The organism is Pseudomonas sp. PDM25 (genome assembly GCF_019219045.1).
GTDB lineage: Bacteria > Pseudomonadota > Gammaproteobacteria > Pseudomonadales > Pseudomonadaceae > Aquipseudomonas.
Window position 1 is genome coordinate 18,535 of sequence record NZ_JAHUWL010000024.1, and the last position, 15,547, is coordinate 34,081.

A 15,547-nucleotide genomic window follows, 5' to 3' on the forward strand; every position below is an offset into this window, starting at 1 on the left:
GGCCAACTAGTCTCATTAACGTGATTACTACTGAACATTCATTCTCATCCAGGAGGTGGCAAGACCAGTTAGCTCCACTAGGGAAAGATGCTCAGTTTCGCCGCGGTTTTGACTGAGCCATGTTAAAAACTCTGGAATCTGGGTGCCCCCCGATTTAGAAGAGTGCTGGGGCAACATAGGAGCTATGGAAGTCGACCTCAAAAAAGGTTCAACCGCAGCCCTTACAAGCTTGGTGTATAGGTCACTTTTCGGTGCGAGCTCAGGCTGCAATGAAAGGACGTTTCGAATCAATTGGGTTACCTGGTCAAGGTCGGCAGCACCATTAGCCTCATTTGATTCGCCGGCTAGACTTAAATCGATGTTGTGGCTGGTTAGGGCCTCCAGGCTATGTAAAGCAGCGACAATCAGCTCTGCATAGGCAGCTCCGACTACCGTGTTGCGGCATCGCATTATAGGTTCAGTACCTGCAAATAACGCTGGTGCGCCACCACTCAGTTCTCCAACAACCAAGTTCAGGGTAGGCACCATTTTCATCATTTCGCGAAGCGAATTATGACTCTGAATCATGGTGGATCTCCTCGTTCGTACGTCCATTGAACAGGAGAATTCCAAGATGCAAGAAGACATGACATGCCGAGTCACGACGCTTAGTACAGGAGGAGCTAATCTGACATTTGATGAACGTGCACTGGGGAGTGTTTGCTCCCTTTGCTGGTCAACCGCACAACGCTCTCATGGCTGATTGTCCGTCGCCGGCGCACAACCCCTATCCACCACTGGAGACCTCCCATGTCCCTAATCAATGAATACCGCAGCACGGAAAAACACATTAAGGAGTTGCAACATCGCTTGAACGAACTTTCCAGCGATGAGCGTCTGCAAGCGGAGCTCGAATTCGAAAGAAAACTTAGGGACCTGATGGAACAGCACAATAAAAGTCTACGTGACATCATCCTGTTGCTTGACCCACAGGCTTTGAAGCGCTCTGGCGCTAAGCCTGTCGCACAGCGGCGACAGCGTGTCGTGAAGGTCTACAAAAACCCACACACAGGCGAAATGGTACAAACCAAAGGCGGCAATCACAAAACTCTCAAAAGCTGGAAGGAAAAGCACGGCGCTGGCGAAGTCGAAAAGTGGCTTCAAGTCTAGAGCACGGACCTGCATTGAGGCCCACTGCGGGCCTTAATTTTGCCCAAGTGTCAGACTTCACGGGTAGAAAGGGTCACATGTTGCTAATCAGCATTTGGGATGGCATTATTCAGCCTCTTCTTCTGGTGCCTGTTCACCAGTACGGCGTAAGCCTAGCTGCTTGCAGCAATTCTTAATGCTTCACCCTTCCAGAATTTAGTCCAATCTCCAGTTCACCTGCGAGATCAGACGCCACTTGATTTTAGACGTCCAGAAGGCTGCCACTGTCCATAAAGCTGGGGTTCACACTTTTGTGTGAATCCTGTTCAGAAGATTCTTCTTCTGGACGGCGAGGTCAGCAGTCGGTGCCTCGGATGATCCTATCCAAAAAACAACTGCAGTCGCAGATGGTACGAGAGTCGGTTACATGGAAAGCGAAAGCCTACCAAAGGACCGATTCGCCTCCACCCTGCACTGCAGGGTTTTCCAGGAAACTGGCATATCAGGCTAAGACAAATCCTCACTTCGGTGACGGAGAGAAAACCCGACCTCTTGAGGTCGGGTTTTTTTTTGGGTGAAATCCCTTCCGTCCCCACGCCGTGTAAAAGGTTGCCATGCGAATCGCATTTGACACATCCTTCAACCACACAACCGACGTGAAAAAACATCGTGGCAGAAAATCAAAAGACTGGTTCATCTACATGCAGGGCAGAATTTTCTCCTGAAACAAAAATAGCTTTAGCAGCTGATGCTGGGCATACCTGTAGCTACGAACTTTGCCTAGAACCCACAACAATGGCCGTTACCAAGAAAAAAAAAGATGGCACGCCTACTGACCAGCTTAGGCCTGGGGGAATCGGAGTCGCAGCTCACATATATGGTGCCACTCAAACTGGATGCCCTAGACCTTCGAACAAAACACCAGACGAACTAAGCGACATCACAAACGGGATTTGGGTATGCCATTCCCATGGGACGTTAATAGACCAACATGAAAAGGCCTACACTGCTGAGTATTTGATGCTATGCAAAAAAGTACGCACCTTCGCTCATACATTTAGCATGACATCCGCTGACATACGTAGCGTCTTAAAGCTAGTACCTCGACGAACTTACGAAAAAATTGTTTGGAAGTATTCCTCAGATCTAATTAGCTCGACTAAAGAGATCGAGCGCGATGTTATGGCCGAAGCAGGAAGACAACTATCTCTAGACACTCTCACCTCGTATTCCCAGATCCCGTCGCCACCACCAAAATTTAAGCAGACATCACTGAGTATCTTTGCCAGTGAGGACGCTAAAACACCGTCAACTGTGAATGTTGAGACGAGCAAGAAAGCATCTAATTCTACCATAGCAGAGTTAATCAAAAGCTGGACTCGCGACGAAGAGCTCATTACTGATAAAAACATCTCTATAATAATCGAAGATCTTTATGCCGTTATCTCAGCGAAAAATTCTGACACCGGAATTATTGCCGCTGAGCGCGTATCAGTCTCAGGAAGAATGTTTATTACGGTAATTCAAGCTAGCGACCTGACAGGCATGCCACATTACCATGCGTTCGCATGGATGAGAGGCTCCTCTCCAGTTGCATTTAATTGGAATTTAGTATTTGGCGTTAAAGGCGAAAGCACTTCAACAATCAAACGAAACAAAGATTACGCGAAGCTAATTACGTATTCCGACTCGTCAATACGCGATGCAAGACAGGCTGAGGCACTTCTTGCAAAACTTGTTGAGGGGTGGAAGCCAATTGGATTTTTTGGACTTCACAACTTAAACTTCAGACGCGAGACCTTTCAAAATTCTTACTTTGAAATCAATCAAATTCCAAACCTTGACATTCTAAAGAAAATGCATAGGAACGCTGTAAGAACTCTGTATCCATTGACTATACTTGATAAGTTTGGCCACTTATTTGACGTGTCCGATGCATTTTACGACGAGAATTTAACCGATGACATGATCGACACTGCTTTTGAAGAACTAAATATCGCTTCGGAAGGTGACACACTACCATCAAAATTCTGTTCGAAGCCATGCGTCGAAACTGACACCTGGACTTTATGCTTGATTTTCAGAACTTATATAAATGGTTTTTTCTTGGGATTTAAAAGAATACCAAAAAATTCGAGATTTGATTTCTACTGAAGAGATTATGCGCACGAATGAAGCACCACATTAAAAAACCGGCGGACCAAAATCCGCCGTCGTATTAATTATTCTTGACTCTTTACACAAATTAAATCTTTTGAAGCCACAGTAATCAAGCTGCAATAGAACAGCCAACCACAGATGCTCATCAGTAATAGGACGACCCCCAGCCAATTTGACGTGGCATCAAGCATACGGGCTGAGGCCTGCAGACAGACACCACCAAGAACCAGTAAACGCATAGGACCCAAGCAAAATTTTTCGCTTTTAGTCAGCGATGACTGAATTTTGGAGGCCTCATACCACGTTATACGGCGCGAAACCACCGCAGCAATGAGGAAAGGCTCCAAGCGGCCGCCCATGACCACGAAGAGGGGCATCAGCCCTAACTGCTGCTCAACCGCAGTTGTATACAAAATGACAAGCAGCGTGCGCTTCTCCGGATCGAGCAGCTCCATCGGAAAAGCGATTCTGGGCAAGACACCACTCTTCCAAGCTATCGCATCTGCACCAATCATCGCCACGAGCGCGATGAGGTTTAAAACTCCCCCAATAACGAGGGCCAAGGGCGTTGCAATTTTGAAAAATCTTCGCCATGGAGATCTTGGGCCAACGCTGCTTCGGACAACGGCACCTCCTGGTAGGATTCCGGACTTCCAAGCACATAGCGCTATAAGGACAAATACAAGCGGACTAGCCAAACTAAACAGATGGAATGCTGCCTTGCCAACCACCAGTAGCAAAGTGATCGCCATTACTGCAGCAAAAAACGTCAGTGAAAAAAAATAGGGCAGCACCCGAACCGCAACCGGAATTGCTTCGGCGATCCAGCCTGGCCATCTGCCAAAAGTAACTGCTGGTCCAGCCAATTGAGATTGATCAATGATTGCCAAAAATCGGTTTCCTTCACGAAGCCCAGCGACTGCCGGTGCGTTACTCAGCCCCCAGGTCTTGATCCTAGGCATGGCATAACTATCGGAGGCTACAACGGACTCTTTAATTTGCAAGGTGATTTCGACAGCTCTAGCGGACCTTGCATTATTAGATATTGAGGCACCTTAAGGATTCTGATCGTCAGGAATTCAATCATGCAATCGAACAATACGCCTCAACCCTACACCGTACTCGAGCTCACACCACAGACTCTCTTTGACATCTACGGCACCTACTGCCATGCATTCGAGCAGACCGTTCTGACCGCGATGCGACGCCTCCTTCAGGATCAGTACACAGGCGGTGCTTACGAGCTTCGCAAGTATCTAAACGGAGCTGTCGCGCTGGTTCTCCCTGCGCTCGATCAGGTCAGCGCATCCTACGGCATGGCGGAAGAAACAATCACCCTCGAGGGCGCATCGATCGCCGCAAACCTGATTGCCTTAGGTCAGCTAATGGTTGTAGCTGATGAACGCGAGGATGAATCCAACAAACTGATCCAGTACAACCAATTCTATGGCCTAAAGGACGCTTTGAAGGGGCAGGTCAACTTCATCATCGACACCACCCAACCTGATGGCTACCGCAGCCTAACGGAAGGAGAACAAGCCACACTTAAACTTGCTGCCCAGCGCCATCCTGACGAAGAGGCAATCCGTAATTTGATCGACTAACTGGGAACTCGATTGCCCTTCCTTGGTACCAATCAGGGACCCCAGGTAGGTTGCTCGGCGTAGCCTCAAGCAGGTCAAATCGCTTGAGGTCACTATCGTGCTGACAAGGCAAACAATAGCAACCGGCCTGGGGATCGGATCGCTTTTACTCATCGGCTTCAGTGCAGCGGTCAGCAACGGTTTTCTGGCTGCCGCAATTCCTACGGAACTGATCGGTCTATCGGGGCAAAAGAAAGGATGCGCTGCAAATCTGGAATCAATGTCCCAGATGTCGCTCGCAGAGATTCATCCACCTGACAGAACTCTGATCCACGACGCGAACGCCGGCGCGTACTGCAATGAAGTATTACCCAGACATAACACGCTATAAAAAAAGCCCGCCCCTGATAAAGGGACGGGCTTTTTTTCTGTGCACGGGTCGGCTCCTTTAGGAGGCAATCACCAATAATTGAGATTCACCCAGGTGCTCCTTCGAGTGTTGCAGCCTGGTAAGCCGAGTTTCCTCGGACATGAACAGCCACTGAGTACCGACGGCATCAGCCAACGCACCAATCGCGTCAACCAATCCCCAGTAGCTTAATGAAACCGAAGTACCTGCAAAAATAGACGCAAACTCTCGCAACTTAACCATGAAGGCCACCGGATTTTTTGAATCCAGAAATCGAGTTAGAACTGCGTTAGTTCCTGCTTGCAACATCGTGCCGTGCAGATCGACAAACTGGCGACCGGCCTCAACACAGGCGGTCAACAGGTGGTCGACTTCTTCTTGATGCTCACGAACGAATTGCGAGGATTGTTCGGTTTGGTCGGGTAGTTTTCTCATGGGTTCACTCCAAAAAAATGGAGGACCCATCCCCAAAGGGGAAGAGATCCCCCAAGGGTTAAAAAAGGTGCTGCAAGGTGCAGCTTTAAAGCCCAGCGAACAGACGCCAGGACAGAAACACAATTAAATCATTACTTTTCCTCAGGTGGAATAGCCTTGTCCACCGTGGCGTCCGCTGTAGCGCTACACAGAGGTTTTCCATCGTCGTCTGACACTCGCACCAGGCGAGGCGCCTTTTCCCCTTCCATGACGCTCCAGAGACACCCAAGGCGATCCTGCAAGATAGCCCCACGGCCGATTGGCATAGAAATACTCTCTAACCGCTCCAACATCTGCTGCGATTTGATATCGACTTCGCTCGCATTGCTCGCCAATGGCAACCCATACACGGCAAGCAAAAGAAACTTTTGCACTGCGCTACGCAATGCTGCACCAGTGCCAATCATTCTGGGTCTCCCCTTTCATTTTCAGTTGAACAAGCATCGTTTTGGTTGGTGTGACCCACGCCAGCGCGTCTTCCCTAAGGCGTAACTTTGTCGCGCTAGGCTTCCAAAATATTTCGTCGATGCCCAACACAACTTTTGTCGCAACCGATGCAACGAAATCCTGTGGGAAGTGAGTTGGGCTCTGCGAGGCCGCGACGAGCATGAGACCGAACTTTCGCGCCTCTTTTGCGATCGTGTTGATGATGTTGTCTTCGCTTTCATCCGCGAACACATGCGCCTCGTCCAGAATGATTACGTCTCGAATCCGATCCTGTGGCCCGCGTTCGACGGCCGCCAGGAAGATCTCCTCCAAACGAAACAGAACAAATAATTTTCTTTCAGTCATCGAGAGCGCCTGAAGGTGATAGCGCCAGACAGGATTTGATTCGTGGAATGGAGGTTGTACGGATTTGAAAATACCGATGGCATCCAGATTCTGAAGCCGATCGACCACTGACTTCAGTACATCTGTACTGTCGTACTTCATTAGCGATGTCAGCTCTCTGCCGGTGGTGATCGCCTCAACGTAAGTCGTGAATGAATCAATAGCCTTCGCCTTGGCCTTATCCAGGTCGACCTTCGCTGCTTCATCTTCGAAATTGGCTTCACCTTTACGTAACGCTTGAATGGCCTTTTTCCGATAGGCCGCTGCTGATCGGTTCGCAACCTCCAGGTAGCTAACTGCTTCAGCACTTGTTCCCAAAAACGACTGCTGGTGAATATTCTGAGCCATCCGGAGCACGTCTTTGATGCATGGATGTGTCCGCGCCATGAGCTTAGGTGGCCATCTCGTGATAGCGCCTTGGTACTGATCTTGCGCAACGTACCACGAATACAATGGCCCACCGCTCCAGCGAGCCCCGAGGGCCTTTGCCTCATCCTTCTCAGCTTTCGGGACATCAATGAACAACCTATCTTCGTGGCCGTCGGTCATGATGACCGCGGTCTCCTCCTCGACCACCCAGGTCGAAGGATCATCCTGTTTGAATCCGTACTGGGCATATACGTCGAGCAGAAGATTACGAAGACAAGCCTCCTGCTTCGTTCCCATAGCCCTCATGCTTCGCTCTATTGTCGAAATGAAAGCTTGAACGCGCTTGCGAATACCACCGAAGTGAGGATCGGGATTCACTCGTAATGGATTTAACCCCCAGTTCGAACGCTCACTGAAGCGAACCTCTGAGGCGCCTGGTATTTCAAGGTCCCCGTGAATATCAAACACGTGAATACGCGGAACGGATGAGCCAGACGTTTGGAGCATGTGCGAGATCATTTTCCGGAGTAGAAAAGTCTTACCTGCACCACTCATTCCGACCAGTAGCGTATGGCCGTTAACCAGTTTATCCGAGTCCCAAATGACCTGGACTTGATTATGCTTTTTTAGCTCAAGGGCATTGAGGCCGAACCGTATCTGCATCTGATGAGTGCCTTATAAATCCCGCGACCTGGTCAAGCAGGCCTGTATGAGGCAACTCTATTCAGCTCTCGCCATCGTTTGGGGTGTGTCTGCCCCTTGGAACGGGCCCAAATACAATCCTACGCCGCGGAGACCAACTTCAGCCCTTGTTTCTGCCTCGCAATCCGGATCAGCGACTGCTTCAAGGGTTCACCGCTCGAGGACGACAACGAAATTGACTCACGCAGGTCGTTTGAAGATCGCTCCATGGTTGGGGATGGTGTTCTCAGCACCTCTGTCGCGGAGGCTTGAATCAAGTCGCGAAATGCGGCAGTGGTCAACTCATACTGTGGATCAAGCAACACCTGATCGCTCCATTCGACATCAAGACAGAGTTTGATTGCTAAGGCTTGCTGCCAGTCGTCCATGAGTGACATTACTGCGAACGGATGCACCAGCAAGCTTTCGCCGGCGGTAATCCATAAGGCATCGTTACCTAAGCGACTCAAGGCCGCGATGAGACATTCCTCTACCTCGTGTTGCGAGATAGAAATGATTTCCATCGTTATAGAAGTCGCGATTAGTTCGATGTAGGGGCTAACGTTCAGTAGTGGCATTCGTCTCTCCTTTGCACCTCTCAACACTACAACCCATGCCTTAAATGCAACGTTTTGCCGCCACGTTCACCGCGAACTAGCCACCTGAGTCTGCAGCAGCTTTGGCTGCATCGAGAAGAGCTGGTGCGAGTGCCCCAACGTCACGTCGATCAAGCACAACCTCAACGAGCGACTTTCCATCGGATACCTTGAGTGATATCCCGCCATCAATATGAGCTACAGCAACAATACCCTGAGTTTTGCTGACGCTATGCGAAACGATCTGAACCTCGTGAAATGTGTCCTGGGCAGCGCTAACGTTTCGATTTGCGGTGGGGAGCAAAAGAAAGGAACGGGTTTCTGTTGGCAAAGAATCGAATGCAACCTCATAAACACCGAACCGCTCGCGAATTTTCCAACCCAGGTTCTCACCGTGCATGATGATGAATGTGACGTCGTTGCCCATGCCTGGTAGCCCTGTCAAATCTCGCATGGGTAACCAGAGCCCTTCTGAAAGATCGAGTTGGTACTCCATTTTTCGATCAGTCCATCGACGCCCAACTTTGCGACGCGAAGGGATGGCCACACCTTTGTCATCGTATCTTTCCGGCCAGATTGTTTGGGGAGCGATACCTAAGCATGTAGCCACCAACGCTTGAAGCGAAGGTGACCGAGCACTTCCCAGGTTATCCAGAGCTGATCGCGGAACACCAATGTGTGAAGCGAGAGTACCCAAAACAAACCCACGATTTCGAAGCTCAGATTTAACCCAAGCGAGCCTGGAAGGCTCCTCTGCAGGGATCGACGAAATATCGACCGCCATTAAAGATTTTTCTTCCACCATGGTGATGAAGAGCGGCTTCGGCTCCTCTGTCTCGGGCAGCGCAAACAAGCCGGGCATAAGTTCTTCAACTTGCGCCTGCATTTCTTGAGACCAAGACACATCGTATCGCTCAGGGAAAAGAATCTTCTCTGAGACGCCGAGGGCTTTGCCGATTTCCGCTTGAGCTGCGGGATAATGCTTTTTGCCGGCTGAGGCGATCCCCGTAACACCACTTTGCTTGGAAAGCGAGGTCAGCGAATACCCCTGTTTTTTCAGCGCCACCTTAATTGCATGCCACCTGAACGCGAGGGGAATCTCAGGATATTTTTCGGTCGTCATACCAAACACCTTTGGAGTTTGGATTGACGCTCTCATGGTTTCTCGAACATGCAAGGCAGCCACCAACAGACAAGTTACCGTCTCTTTAAGCCTCCTGCTTTAACGGGGAATTCCTAGCCCGGAAAAGATACAGGACGTTCAGAGTCGATGAAAGCAAGTCTAGGACGCTGATTTACCCTCGACTCGTTCTCTTTTTCCGCGCCAAATGCTCATCACCAAAACACCGACAAGGCAAAGAGAAATGAATCCTGCGACCCCTGCGTACATCAATCGTTGATTAAGAAATGCCTGGCCAGCGTCAAAACCAGACACACAAATCAGTATCGCGATAATGCCCATGCTCGGAGAGTACCGACCACGCGTGTTTCGCAAATTCCTGAATCGGGCGCCGGCGCCGTTCAGTTGCGAGCGAGCCGCTCCAACCTGATCTCTTAAGTTCTCCAGGCTTCTGTCGTCCATGCCCGTTACGGACAGCGGAATTAGATACAAGGCATCTGCGATATGGCTTATTTGGCGCTGACGGCCAACCGGCTGCGACCGAATAAAGGCAAGGCCCTCATGAAGGACCTGCAAAGCCTCTTCCCGCAGAAATGCGCGCTCATCATCCACTGAAATCGAATTCAATATGATGCCAGCGCTGAATACTTCAGGGTCTTTTAGGTCGTGGCGTCGAAGTACTTCGACCAATTTCTCTTGGTCGACGCTGCAGTACCGAACAAGGTACCCACCAGATCGGCCAGGCGCCACAAAGCCTCCAAGTACCTCATGACTCGACTGATGGCTGGGATGAGCAGTACCACTTGGATAAATGGCTTTGAGACCTAGAACGCTAAGATCATTGAACAGTGATTCTATGTGCACAGTTTTCGCTCCATGGTTTCCCGCTAGCATCTCAACTCCGAGGCTCACGATGCTGGTGATCTGGCACTGAATATGGAGCAGATCTGGTCAGACTTGCAGTTTTGATTTCCCGATGAAAATCGTGACAAATCAGAGCTTGAGCCAGACCATGAACACACCAGACCACCCGTGGCAGATTGCGTACCACTCAGGAATGACTAGCTTTTCAGACTTTCGAGCAATAGCTCAACTAGGTATGCCAGTAGGCGTGGTAGCGACCCTTTTGACGCTGGCCCAACTACACCTCGCCATTCCAAGACATCTAGACCAGGGGGGAATGGCGTTTGTCGACAGCGGCGCCTTCACAGCCTTCCAGAAGAAGCAGGAATTGGACTGGGGCAAAGTCATTCGCGCCTACGAGACGATTGCGACCAACACCATTCAACCTGCCAATCTGAGCGTCGTAGCGCCAGACGTAATTGGTGACCAGGTGGAGACGAGAAGGCTCTGGGTGCTTTACGCAGACTCAATACGGAAATGGGTTGGTATGGGCGTTCGAGTCATTATTCCGCTTCAGGTTGGCGAAATGAGCGGCGGTGAGCTTTTTGAAGAAGCTTGCGCGATCCTGGGTACGCGAAAACTCGCCTGCGGCATTCCATCCAATGCCGCGGCAATGAGCCATGCAGATTGCGCGACGATACGAAATAGTGATTTTCACATCCTCGGTCGAGTGCGAATGACTGATGAGTTACGACTAAAAGTTTCCGCCATTCTGGCTTCGAATCCGGGAGCCAACCTCACCTCTGATGCGAACTGGCTTAGGGCTAGAACTGCAAAAATCTGCAGGATCCGAGCACATTTACCTGCTTTCAGTGGTGACTTCGAAAGCCGAAGAATGCGTGCAGTTCAAGCTCTCCTAGCGACTGAAGGGTACCCGCAAACAAGGCCTGCCTTACCCCTTAATCAGGCGACCTGCTAATTCCCATCATGGGACCCACACCCATCATCTATTTATATTTCAAAGAGTTGGACTGGCTCCCCTACCAGTCCTTTATATTCCAATGCTCGTGCAATTCCAGCTGGAGTTGGGTATCGCATCCAAATAACAGATTCGCCTGCATGAAGCCTGTGTGTCATACCGGTTGCCTTATAGACCCCGTCCAGGCCTAAAAGACGCTGCTCCGCATCGGTAATTGACATGAGCGGCTTAGACGGCTCGATCCTTACTGAAAGATGCTCGCTCCCCTCTTCAGCGTCCTCCAGTCGCCCAAGCGTTGGAGCCACTTCGAAAAAACCAGAGACGCCTTGAATTGCGCACTGGCTCAATGAGACACAAACACCCACCAATACCGTTAAAAAATTTCTCATAAGCTCCCTGCTAGATCCGCTGAAACGTGAATGTAAAGACCAATCACAGCGCTCCTACACACTCCTTGTGGGTGGGTCTTTTTTGGCTGGCGGATTTATTGCGTTCACGAGCGGCCTGTCTACGCATCTCGACGATAGCCAAGTAACCCGCAGCCGCGCACATAGCTAACCCGGCCCCCAGCAAAACAAATACGATTGATACGCTCACAAATGACCCGCGAGTCGTTTGCAATGACCCGATGCTCAGTGCTGAGCTAAAGCCCAACGTCGTTGCGGCAGCGAGCCAAGACAGATAACAAATCAAAAGGACCAGCTTGATAAAGCTCGGAGACCATCGATAAATTGCGATGCTGGAAATAACAACCAGAACAATCGCTACCGCATCGAGCATAAGAGGCCAATGACCAGCTGGTAGAGAGGCAAATAACAATCCGGCATTCAGCGATGCCCCGGTGATGAGTGTGATGAGCCGCATAGCTTCCTCGAGTCTCGTAGAGAAACTCAATGATCGGCTTGCACAAGCAGGAAGGGAGTTTAATTGGACCCAGAAGTGAGCCCGGACAGGCATGAAACGAACTGACTATGGAGTAAGGTCGTTAATCAATATACAGCCTCCTCCCTTTGCTGGCACCGGTGTGGGCTCCGGTATCGATAACTGGACTATCAGCTTTCGGCTTAGGCGACTCAGCAAGGGGCTGCAGTGGTGCAGGTTGGCGAATCGTCCTGTCAGGGGGATTTATCAAGCGCTGCTGCTCTTCTCGCAACCTCGTCACGGTTGCCTCCTGCATGGTTGACCCATCGATAAGGCGTCTGCGCGATGCGCGCACCTCGAAGACTCCAACGAGAACAACGCCAAGACAAACAAATATCAAACCCGCCACCCCGATATTTAAGATAATCGAGGCACTTGCTACACCGGCTTTGTCTTCTTCAGTGGGGCGCGCCACCGCAATGCTTTTGATACCGGACCGGCGAACCGTATGCCCATCAAAGCGTGCGCCAAAGAGTATTTCTAAAGTTCCACCCTTTTCTCGCATTTCCAGGATTCGTGCATCCTTTCCTGCAAGCAATTGAATAGCTTTTTCAGCTGGATAGGCTTCACCGGTAACCATTCCACCCAAGAACGAGTTGAGACCTTCGGTATCAGGCACCCGACACCAACTGGTACCCCGGTACCGACCAGGGCAAATTTCAATTTGTGTCTTGCCATCCACAATTACCTTTCGCCACTGATCGCGGCTAAGCAAAATTGATTCTTTAATCCCTAGTGACCCATTGAATCCACTGCTACTCGCTCCGTCATTGATAAGTGCGCCATCATTTTCGTCGCCGGAAGGTAGAGCGAACACATGCCCTCCCACACCAAGGACAAGTAGCAGTACAAGAGAAAATCGGCTTGTGAACTTCATGACGCCCCCTCGCCCTTTTGGATCGATTGAGTGAAACGCCCCATCCTGTAAATTTTCTCTTTTTCGAACTTTATTGCCTCCTCCCGGCAATCGAAGGGGCCGAATGTCGTGTTATCAATGCGCACATTCCATTGACACGACCATCGTCTGGTCCAGCCGGCAACCATAGAGGTGTCAGAGAAAAATCTTCTCAGCACCGTAAATACCATCTGTAGGAGCAACGCTCTCGGAACAACGTGTGACACACGCTCCTTGCGGAACGTGTCGACCTGCAGGCCGACAAGGCATACCTCGTCAGCAAATCCGACAATAACGCCGTCACGGATTACGATCCTGCGCTTATGGGGGAGAGATTTATTCAAGAGGTGATCTCTGTTGAAAGAACCTAGCAGCCGATCTGGAGGGTGCCGCAGCCAGGCAGCGGAGTGACCCCGAACTGCCAGACCGCCGCCAAGTGGACGTCAGTAAGTCACTGTCTGGGTTTGCGACTCTGACGTCACAAAGTCGTACTCCGGCTTTTTCTCTACCTCATTCACCTCACTGCCCTCCGGCCGAATACGCTTTTCAAGATCTTCACACGCACGACCTTGAAACCCCTGAAAATCAGCACTCACATTTCCGCCTTTGACGTTCACGACAACACGCTTCACCACACCACCTCCTCGGCCACAACCTCAAGAGATCCATCGGTCTGAGCCACGATTGACACCTTGTAATTTTCCGCTTCCAGTTGCTTGGCGTAGTGATAGGCCAAGTAACGGTCCACAATTTGCGAACTCACGGAGTTGGTCCAGGCACCGGACGAACCGTAGTTCTCGACAAACTGATTGAAAACACCATTTTCAAGATTGAACCCCAGGCGATGCTGGGAGTTTGCTGGATCAACCAGTACCAATTGGTATCGTTCGGAAGTGAGCCCTACGCCAATTCGGTAGAGTTGCTCGTTTTGGTAGAGGTTACCCAGGCCTGATAAGGCCTTCATAAGAACATCGATGTCGGTGTAGGACACAGCGACTTTAGCTCTGACAATATGACTCACTGCAATCTCCTAATATCAATCGACGGTCAGTTGGCGTCCGTTGTGTAGCGGCTCGCTTTGATCCTGGGTGTTGGCTCTGTAGAAGCCCTGATCGCCCAATTTACGAATCGCGTCGATATCTGCCTTTCTCGTCTCGCTGGCAGGACTGATGTCTCCCAAAGCATCAAGGAGGTTTCCTTGGTTTAGCTGAGCATCCATCGACAACGCGAGGTATTGAGCATCGACCACCGCCTGCTCAATTTCAGCACCGGTGTAGCCAGTGCTTGCAGTCAACAATTCGTCCATCTTGAAGTTGGAAACGGTGACACCTGCTTTCTTCAAATGAATCTGGAAGATTGCTACGCGTTCATCCTTGCTGGGTAGATCGATAAAAAAGCTGCGATCCCAGCGTCCAGCACGCATTAGCTCAGGCGGTAAGGCACTGATCCTGTTGGCGGAAGCGACAATGAAGACTTTGCTCTTTCGCTCTTGAAGCCAATAAAGGAAAGCACCTAGCAAACGACGCGATACCTCGTTGTCTCCTTCGCCTTGTGCAAACGCTTTGTCGATTTCATCCATGAGAACGGTAACGGGCGCAATCTGGTCGATTGTCTGAAGCGCACGCATGAATTTGGCCTCAGTCTCGCCCTGGTACTTCGAGTAGAAGCGGTTCATGTCTAGACGAACAAGAGTTGTTCCGAACACACCTGCAGCTGCCTTGGCCATCAGCGTTTTACCACCACCAGGAACACCCGCCAGTAGCACCCCCTTTAATGGCAAGTCCTTATCCCAACCTGCCTTACGGATGTTGAGGAATGACTTCAGTGGCTCGAGCCCACCAACAGTTTGAATGTCGATCGGTTCCAAAACATCCAGACCCACATCACGCAGAATATGGCCCTTCTCACGCCGAACCTCTGAAAGATAGTCAAGCGCTTTGTGTTTGCGATAAGCCGAAAGGATGAACACGTTACGCATTTGAGTGTGGCTCAAGCCCATGGCGTGGTTCGCAATAACAACCCGCTCACGCTCATCAAAAATAGTAGGCACTTGGGCAGATTTACCAATCGATCGCTCAACGTCTCGCTCGGCGCTCATCAGAACTTCAATAATTTCGGCCTGATCCATGGCTGGTAGATCGATGTGATAAACGAACTCTTCGGCCAAGGAGTCGCGGCCGGCAATAACGTAGGTAATGCCGTGTTGCTCAAGAGCGGCAAGTGAAGCTTTCAAACTGGGTAGGGTTTCTGCATTTAGACGCTGACGGTCAAAAAAATACTGGTCAAAAATAACGGCACCACGGCTGTCTTTGGGTGCTTCGCCAGCGACCTTGGCGATATAACCTGGGTCCGGGACCTGTTTAAAAGGCATTGCTAAGAAATGCTTTTTCAGGTCAGTTGCTGCTGCAGAGATGACTTGAGCGGCCCTGGCCAACTCAAAGGTTTCGATTGCAACGACCGGAAATGCCAGCTTCAGTGGCGTATTTATACGGTCGTTTAAAGCTTCATTCTTGGACATGGCAATCCCTTACGATTTCGGCAAATTCATGGAATTAGTG

Annotated in this window: 17 protein-coding genes; 4 read left to right on the top strand and 13 right to left on the bottom strand. The window is 50.4% G+C overall.

What is annotated here, in order from left to right:
- Positions 1–27: 27 nt before the first annotated feature.
- Positions 28–567 (bottom strand): hypothetical protein, encoded by a 540-nt coding sequence (locus KW848_RS29640; RefSeq protein WP_218538943.1) that lies wholly within the window; start codon positions 565–567, stop codon positions 28–30.
- 222 nt (positions 568–789) lie between these two features.
- Between KW848_RS29640 and KW848_RS29645 the strand changes: the two genes are divergently transcribed.
- The gene (locus tag KW848_RS29645) at positions 790–1,149 is read left to right on the top strand and encodes a histone-like nucleoid-structuring protein, MvaT/MvaU family (protein ID WP_218538944.1); all 360 of its coding nucleotides are present in this window, start codon (positions 790–792) and stop codon (positions 1,147–1,149) included.
- Positions 1,150–1,797: 648 nt separating this feature from the next.
- Positions 1,798–3,282 (top strand): hypothetical protein, encoded by a 1,485-nt coding sequence (locus KW848_RS29650; protein ID WP_218538945.1) that lies wholly within the window; start codon positions 1,798–1,800, stop codon positions 3,280–3,282.
- 68 nt (positions 3,283–3,350) lie between these two features.
- Here the strand turns inward: KW848_RS29650 and KW848_RS29655 are convergent, their stop codons facing one another.
- On the bottom strand, positions 3,351–4,178 hold the full coding sequence (locus tag KW848_RS29655; RefSeq protein ID WP_218538946.1) for a hypothetical protein: 828 nt from the start codon (positions 4,176–4,178) through the stop codon (positions 3,351–3,353).
- Between the two features lie 195 nt (positions 4,179–4,373).
- Here KW848_RS29655 and KW848_RS29660 point away from each other — a divergent pair, with 195 nt between their 5' ends.
- Positions 4,374–4,892 (top strand): hypothetical protein, encoded by a 519-nt coding sequence (locus tag KW848_RS29660; RefSeq protein ID WP_218538947.1) that lies wholly within the window; start codon positions 4,374–4,376, stop codon positions 4,890–4,892.
- 427 nt (positions 4,893–5,319) lie between these two features.
- Here the strand turns inward: KW848_RS29660 and KW848_RS29665 are convergent, their stop codons facing one another.
- The 6 genes from KW848_RS29665 to KW848_RS29690 form a co-directional block, all read right to left on the bottom strand.
- The gene (locus tag KW848_RS29665; RefSeq protein ID WP_218538948.1) at positions 5,320–5,715 is read right to left on the bottom strand and encodes a hypothetical protein; all 396 of its coding nucleotides are present in this window, start codon (positions 5,713–5,715) and stop codon (positions 5,320–5,322) included.
- A gap of 131 nt (positions 5,716–5,846) precedes the next feature.
- Positions 5,847–6,161, bottom strand: coding sequence for a hypothetical protein (locus tag KW848_RS29670; RefSeq protein ID WP_010466489.1), 315 nt, complete (start codon positions 6,159–6,161; stop codon positions 5,847–5,849).
- Positions 6,133–7,617, bottom strand: coding sequence for a DUF5710 domain-containing protein (locus KW848_RS29675; RefSeq protein ID WP_218538949.1), 1,485 nt, complete (start codon positions 7,615–7,617; stop codon positions 6,133–6,135). Before KW848_RS29675 ends, KW848_RS29670 begins: the two co-directional genes overlap by 29 nt.
- 119 nt (positions 7,618–7,736) lie before the next feature.
- Positions 7,737–8,213 (bottom strand): hypothetical protein, encoded by a 477-nt coding sequence (locus KW848_RS29680; protein ID WP_218538950.1) that lies wholly within the window; start codon positions 8,211–8,213, stop codon positions 7,737–7,739.
- A 76-nt stretch (positions 8,214–8,289) separates the two neighbouring features.
- On the bottom strand, positions 8,290–9,354 hold the full coding sequence (locus KW848_RS29685; protein ID WP_218538951.1) for a helix-turn-helix domain-containing protein: 1,065 nt from the start codon (positions 9,352–9,354) through the stop codon (positions 8,290–8,292).
- A gap of 159 nt (positions 9,355–9,513) precedes the next feature.
- A complete protein-coding gene (locus tag KW848_RS29690; protein ID WP_218538952.1) occupies positions 9,514–10,215 on the bottom strand; it encodes a hypothetical protein in 702 nt (233 codons plus the stop codon).
- 148 nt (positions 10,216–10,363) lie between these two features.
- On the opposite strand from KW848_RS29690, the gene KW848_RS29695 reads away from it, so the two are divergent.
- On the top strand, positions 10,364–11,173 hold the full coding sequence (locus KW848_RS29695; protein WP_218538953.1) for a hypothetical protein: 810 nt from the start codon (positions 10,364–10,366) through the stop codon (positions 11,171–11,173).
- Between the two features lie 432 nt (positions 11,174–11,605).
- Here the strand turns inward: KW848_RS29695 and KW848_RS29700 are convergent, their stop codons facing one another.
- From KW848_RS29700 to KW848_RS29720, 5 genes are all read right to left on the bottom strand, one after another.
- Positions 11,606–12,037, bottom strand: coding sequence for a hypothetical protein (locus tag KW848_RS29700; RefSeq protein ID WP_218538954.1), 432 nt, complete (start codon positions 12,035–12,037; stop codon positions 11,606–11,608).
- 121 nt (positions 12,038–12,158) lie between these two features.
- Positions 12,159–12,971, bottom strand: a complete 813-nt coding sequence (locus tag KW848_RS29705) for a hypothetical protein (protein WP_218538955.1) — start codon at positions 12,969–12,971, stop codon at positions 12,159–12,161.
- A gap of 461 nt (positions 12,972–13,432) precedes the next feature.
- Positions 13,433–13,621 carry a hypothetical protein gene (locus KW848_RS29710; RefSeq protein WP_218538956.1) on the bottom strand — a complete coding sequence of 63 codons (189 nt, stop codon included), beginning with the start codon at positions 13,619–13,621 and terminating at the stop codon, positions 13,433–13,435.
- A complete protein-coding gene (locus KW848_RS29715; RefSeq protein ID WP_185709523.1) occupies positions 13,618–14,010 on the bottom strand; it encodes a hypothetical protein in 393 nt (130 codons plus the stop codon). Before KW848_RS29715 ends, KW848_RS29710 begins: the two co-directional genes overlap by 4 nt.
- Before the next feature lie 15 nt (positions 14,011–14,025).
- Positions 14,026–15,507 carry an ATP-binding protein gene (locus tag KW848_RS29720; RefSeq protein ID WP_218538957.1) on the bottom strand — a complete coding sequence of 494 codons (1,482 nt, stop codon included), beginning with the start codon at positions 15,505–15,507 and terminating at the stop codon, positions 14,026–14,028.
- Positions 15,508–15,547: the final 40 nt, after the last annotated feature.

What these genes read in the sequence shown, in the direction of transcription:
- KW848_RS29640 (WP_218538943.1), bottom strand. Translation starts at nt 567, where the DNA reads ATGATTCAGAGTCATAATTCGCTTCGCGAAATGATGAAAATGGTGCCT.
- KW848_RS29645 (WP_218538944.1), top strand. Translation starts at nt 790, where the DNA reads ATGTCCCTAATCAATGAATACCGCAGCACGGAAAAACACATTAAGGAG.
- KW848_RS29660 (WP_218538947.1), top strand. Translation starts at nt 4,374, where the DNA reads ATGCAATCGAACAATACGCCTCAACCCTACACCGTACTCGAGCTCACA.
- KW848_RS29665 (WP_218538948.1), bottom strand. Translation starts at nt 5,715, where the DNA reads ATGAGAAAACTACCCGACCAAACCGAACAATCCTCGCAATTCGTTCGT.
- KW848_RS29670 (WP_010466489.1), bottom strand. Translation starts at nt 6,161, where the DNA reads ATGATTGGCACTGGTGCAGCATTGCGTAGCGCAGTGCAAAAGTTTCTT.
- KW848_RS29675 (WP_218538949.1), bottom strand. Translation starts at nt 7,617, where the DNA reads ATGCAGATACGGTTCGGCCTCAATGCCCTTGAGCTAAAAAAGCATAAT.
- KW848_RS29680 (WP_218538950.1), bottom strand. Translation starts at nt 8,213, where the DNA reads ATGCCACTACTGAACGTTAGCCCCTACATCGAACTAATCGCGACTTCT.
- KW848_RS29685 (WP_218538951.1), bottom strand. Translation starts at nt 9,354, where the DNA reads ATGACGACCGAAAAATATCCTGAGATTCCCCTCGCGTTCAGGTGGCAT.
- KW848_RS29695 (WP_218538953.1), top strand. Translation starts at nt 10,364, where the DNA reads ATGAACACACCAGACCACCCGTGGCAGATTGCGTACCACTCAGGAATG.
- KW848_RS29700 (WP_218538954.1), bottom strand. Translation starts at nt 12,037, where the DNA reads ATGCGGCTCATCACACTCATCACCGGGGCATCGCTGAATGCCGGATTG.
- KW848_RS29705 (WP_218538955.1), bottom strand. Translation starts at nt 12,971, where the DNA reads ATGAAGTTCACAAGCCGATTTTCTCTTGTACTGCTACTTGTCCTTGGT.
- KW848_RS29720 (WP_218538957.1), bottom strand. Translation starts at nt 15,507, where the DNA reads ATGTCCAAGAATGAAGCTTTAAACGACCGTATAAATACGCCACTGAAG.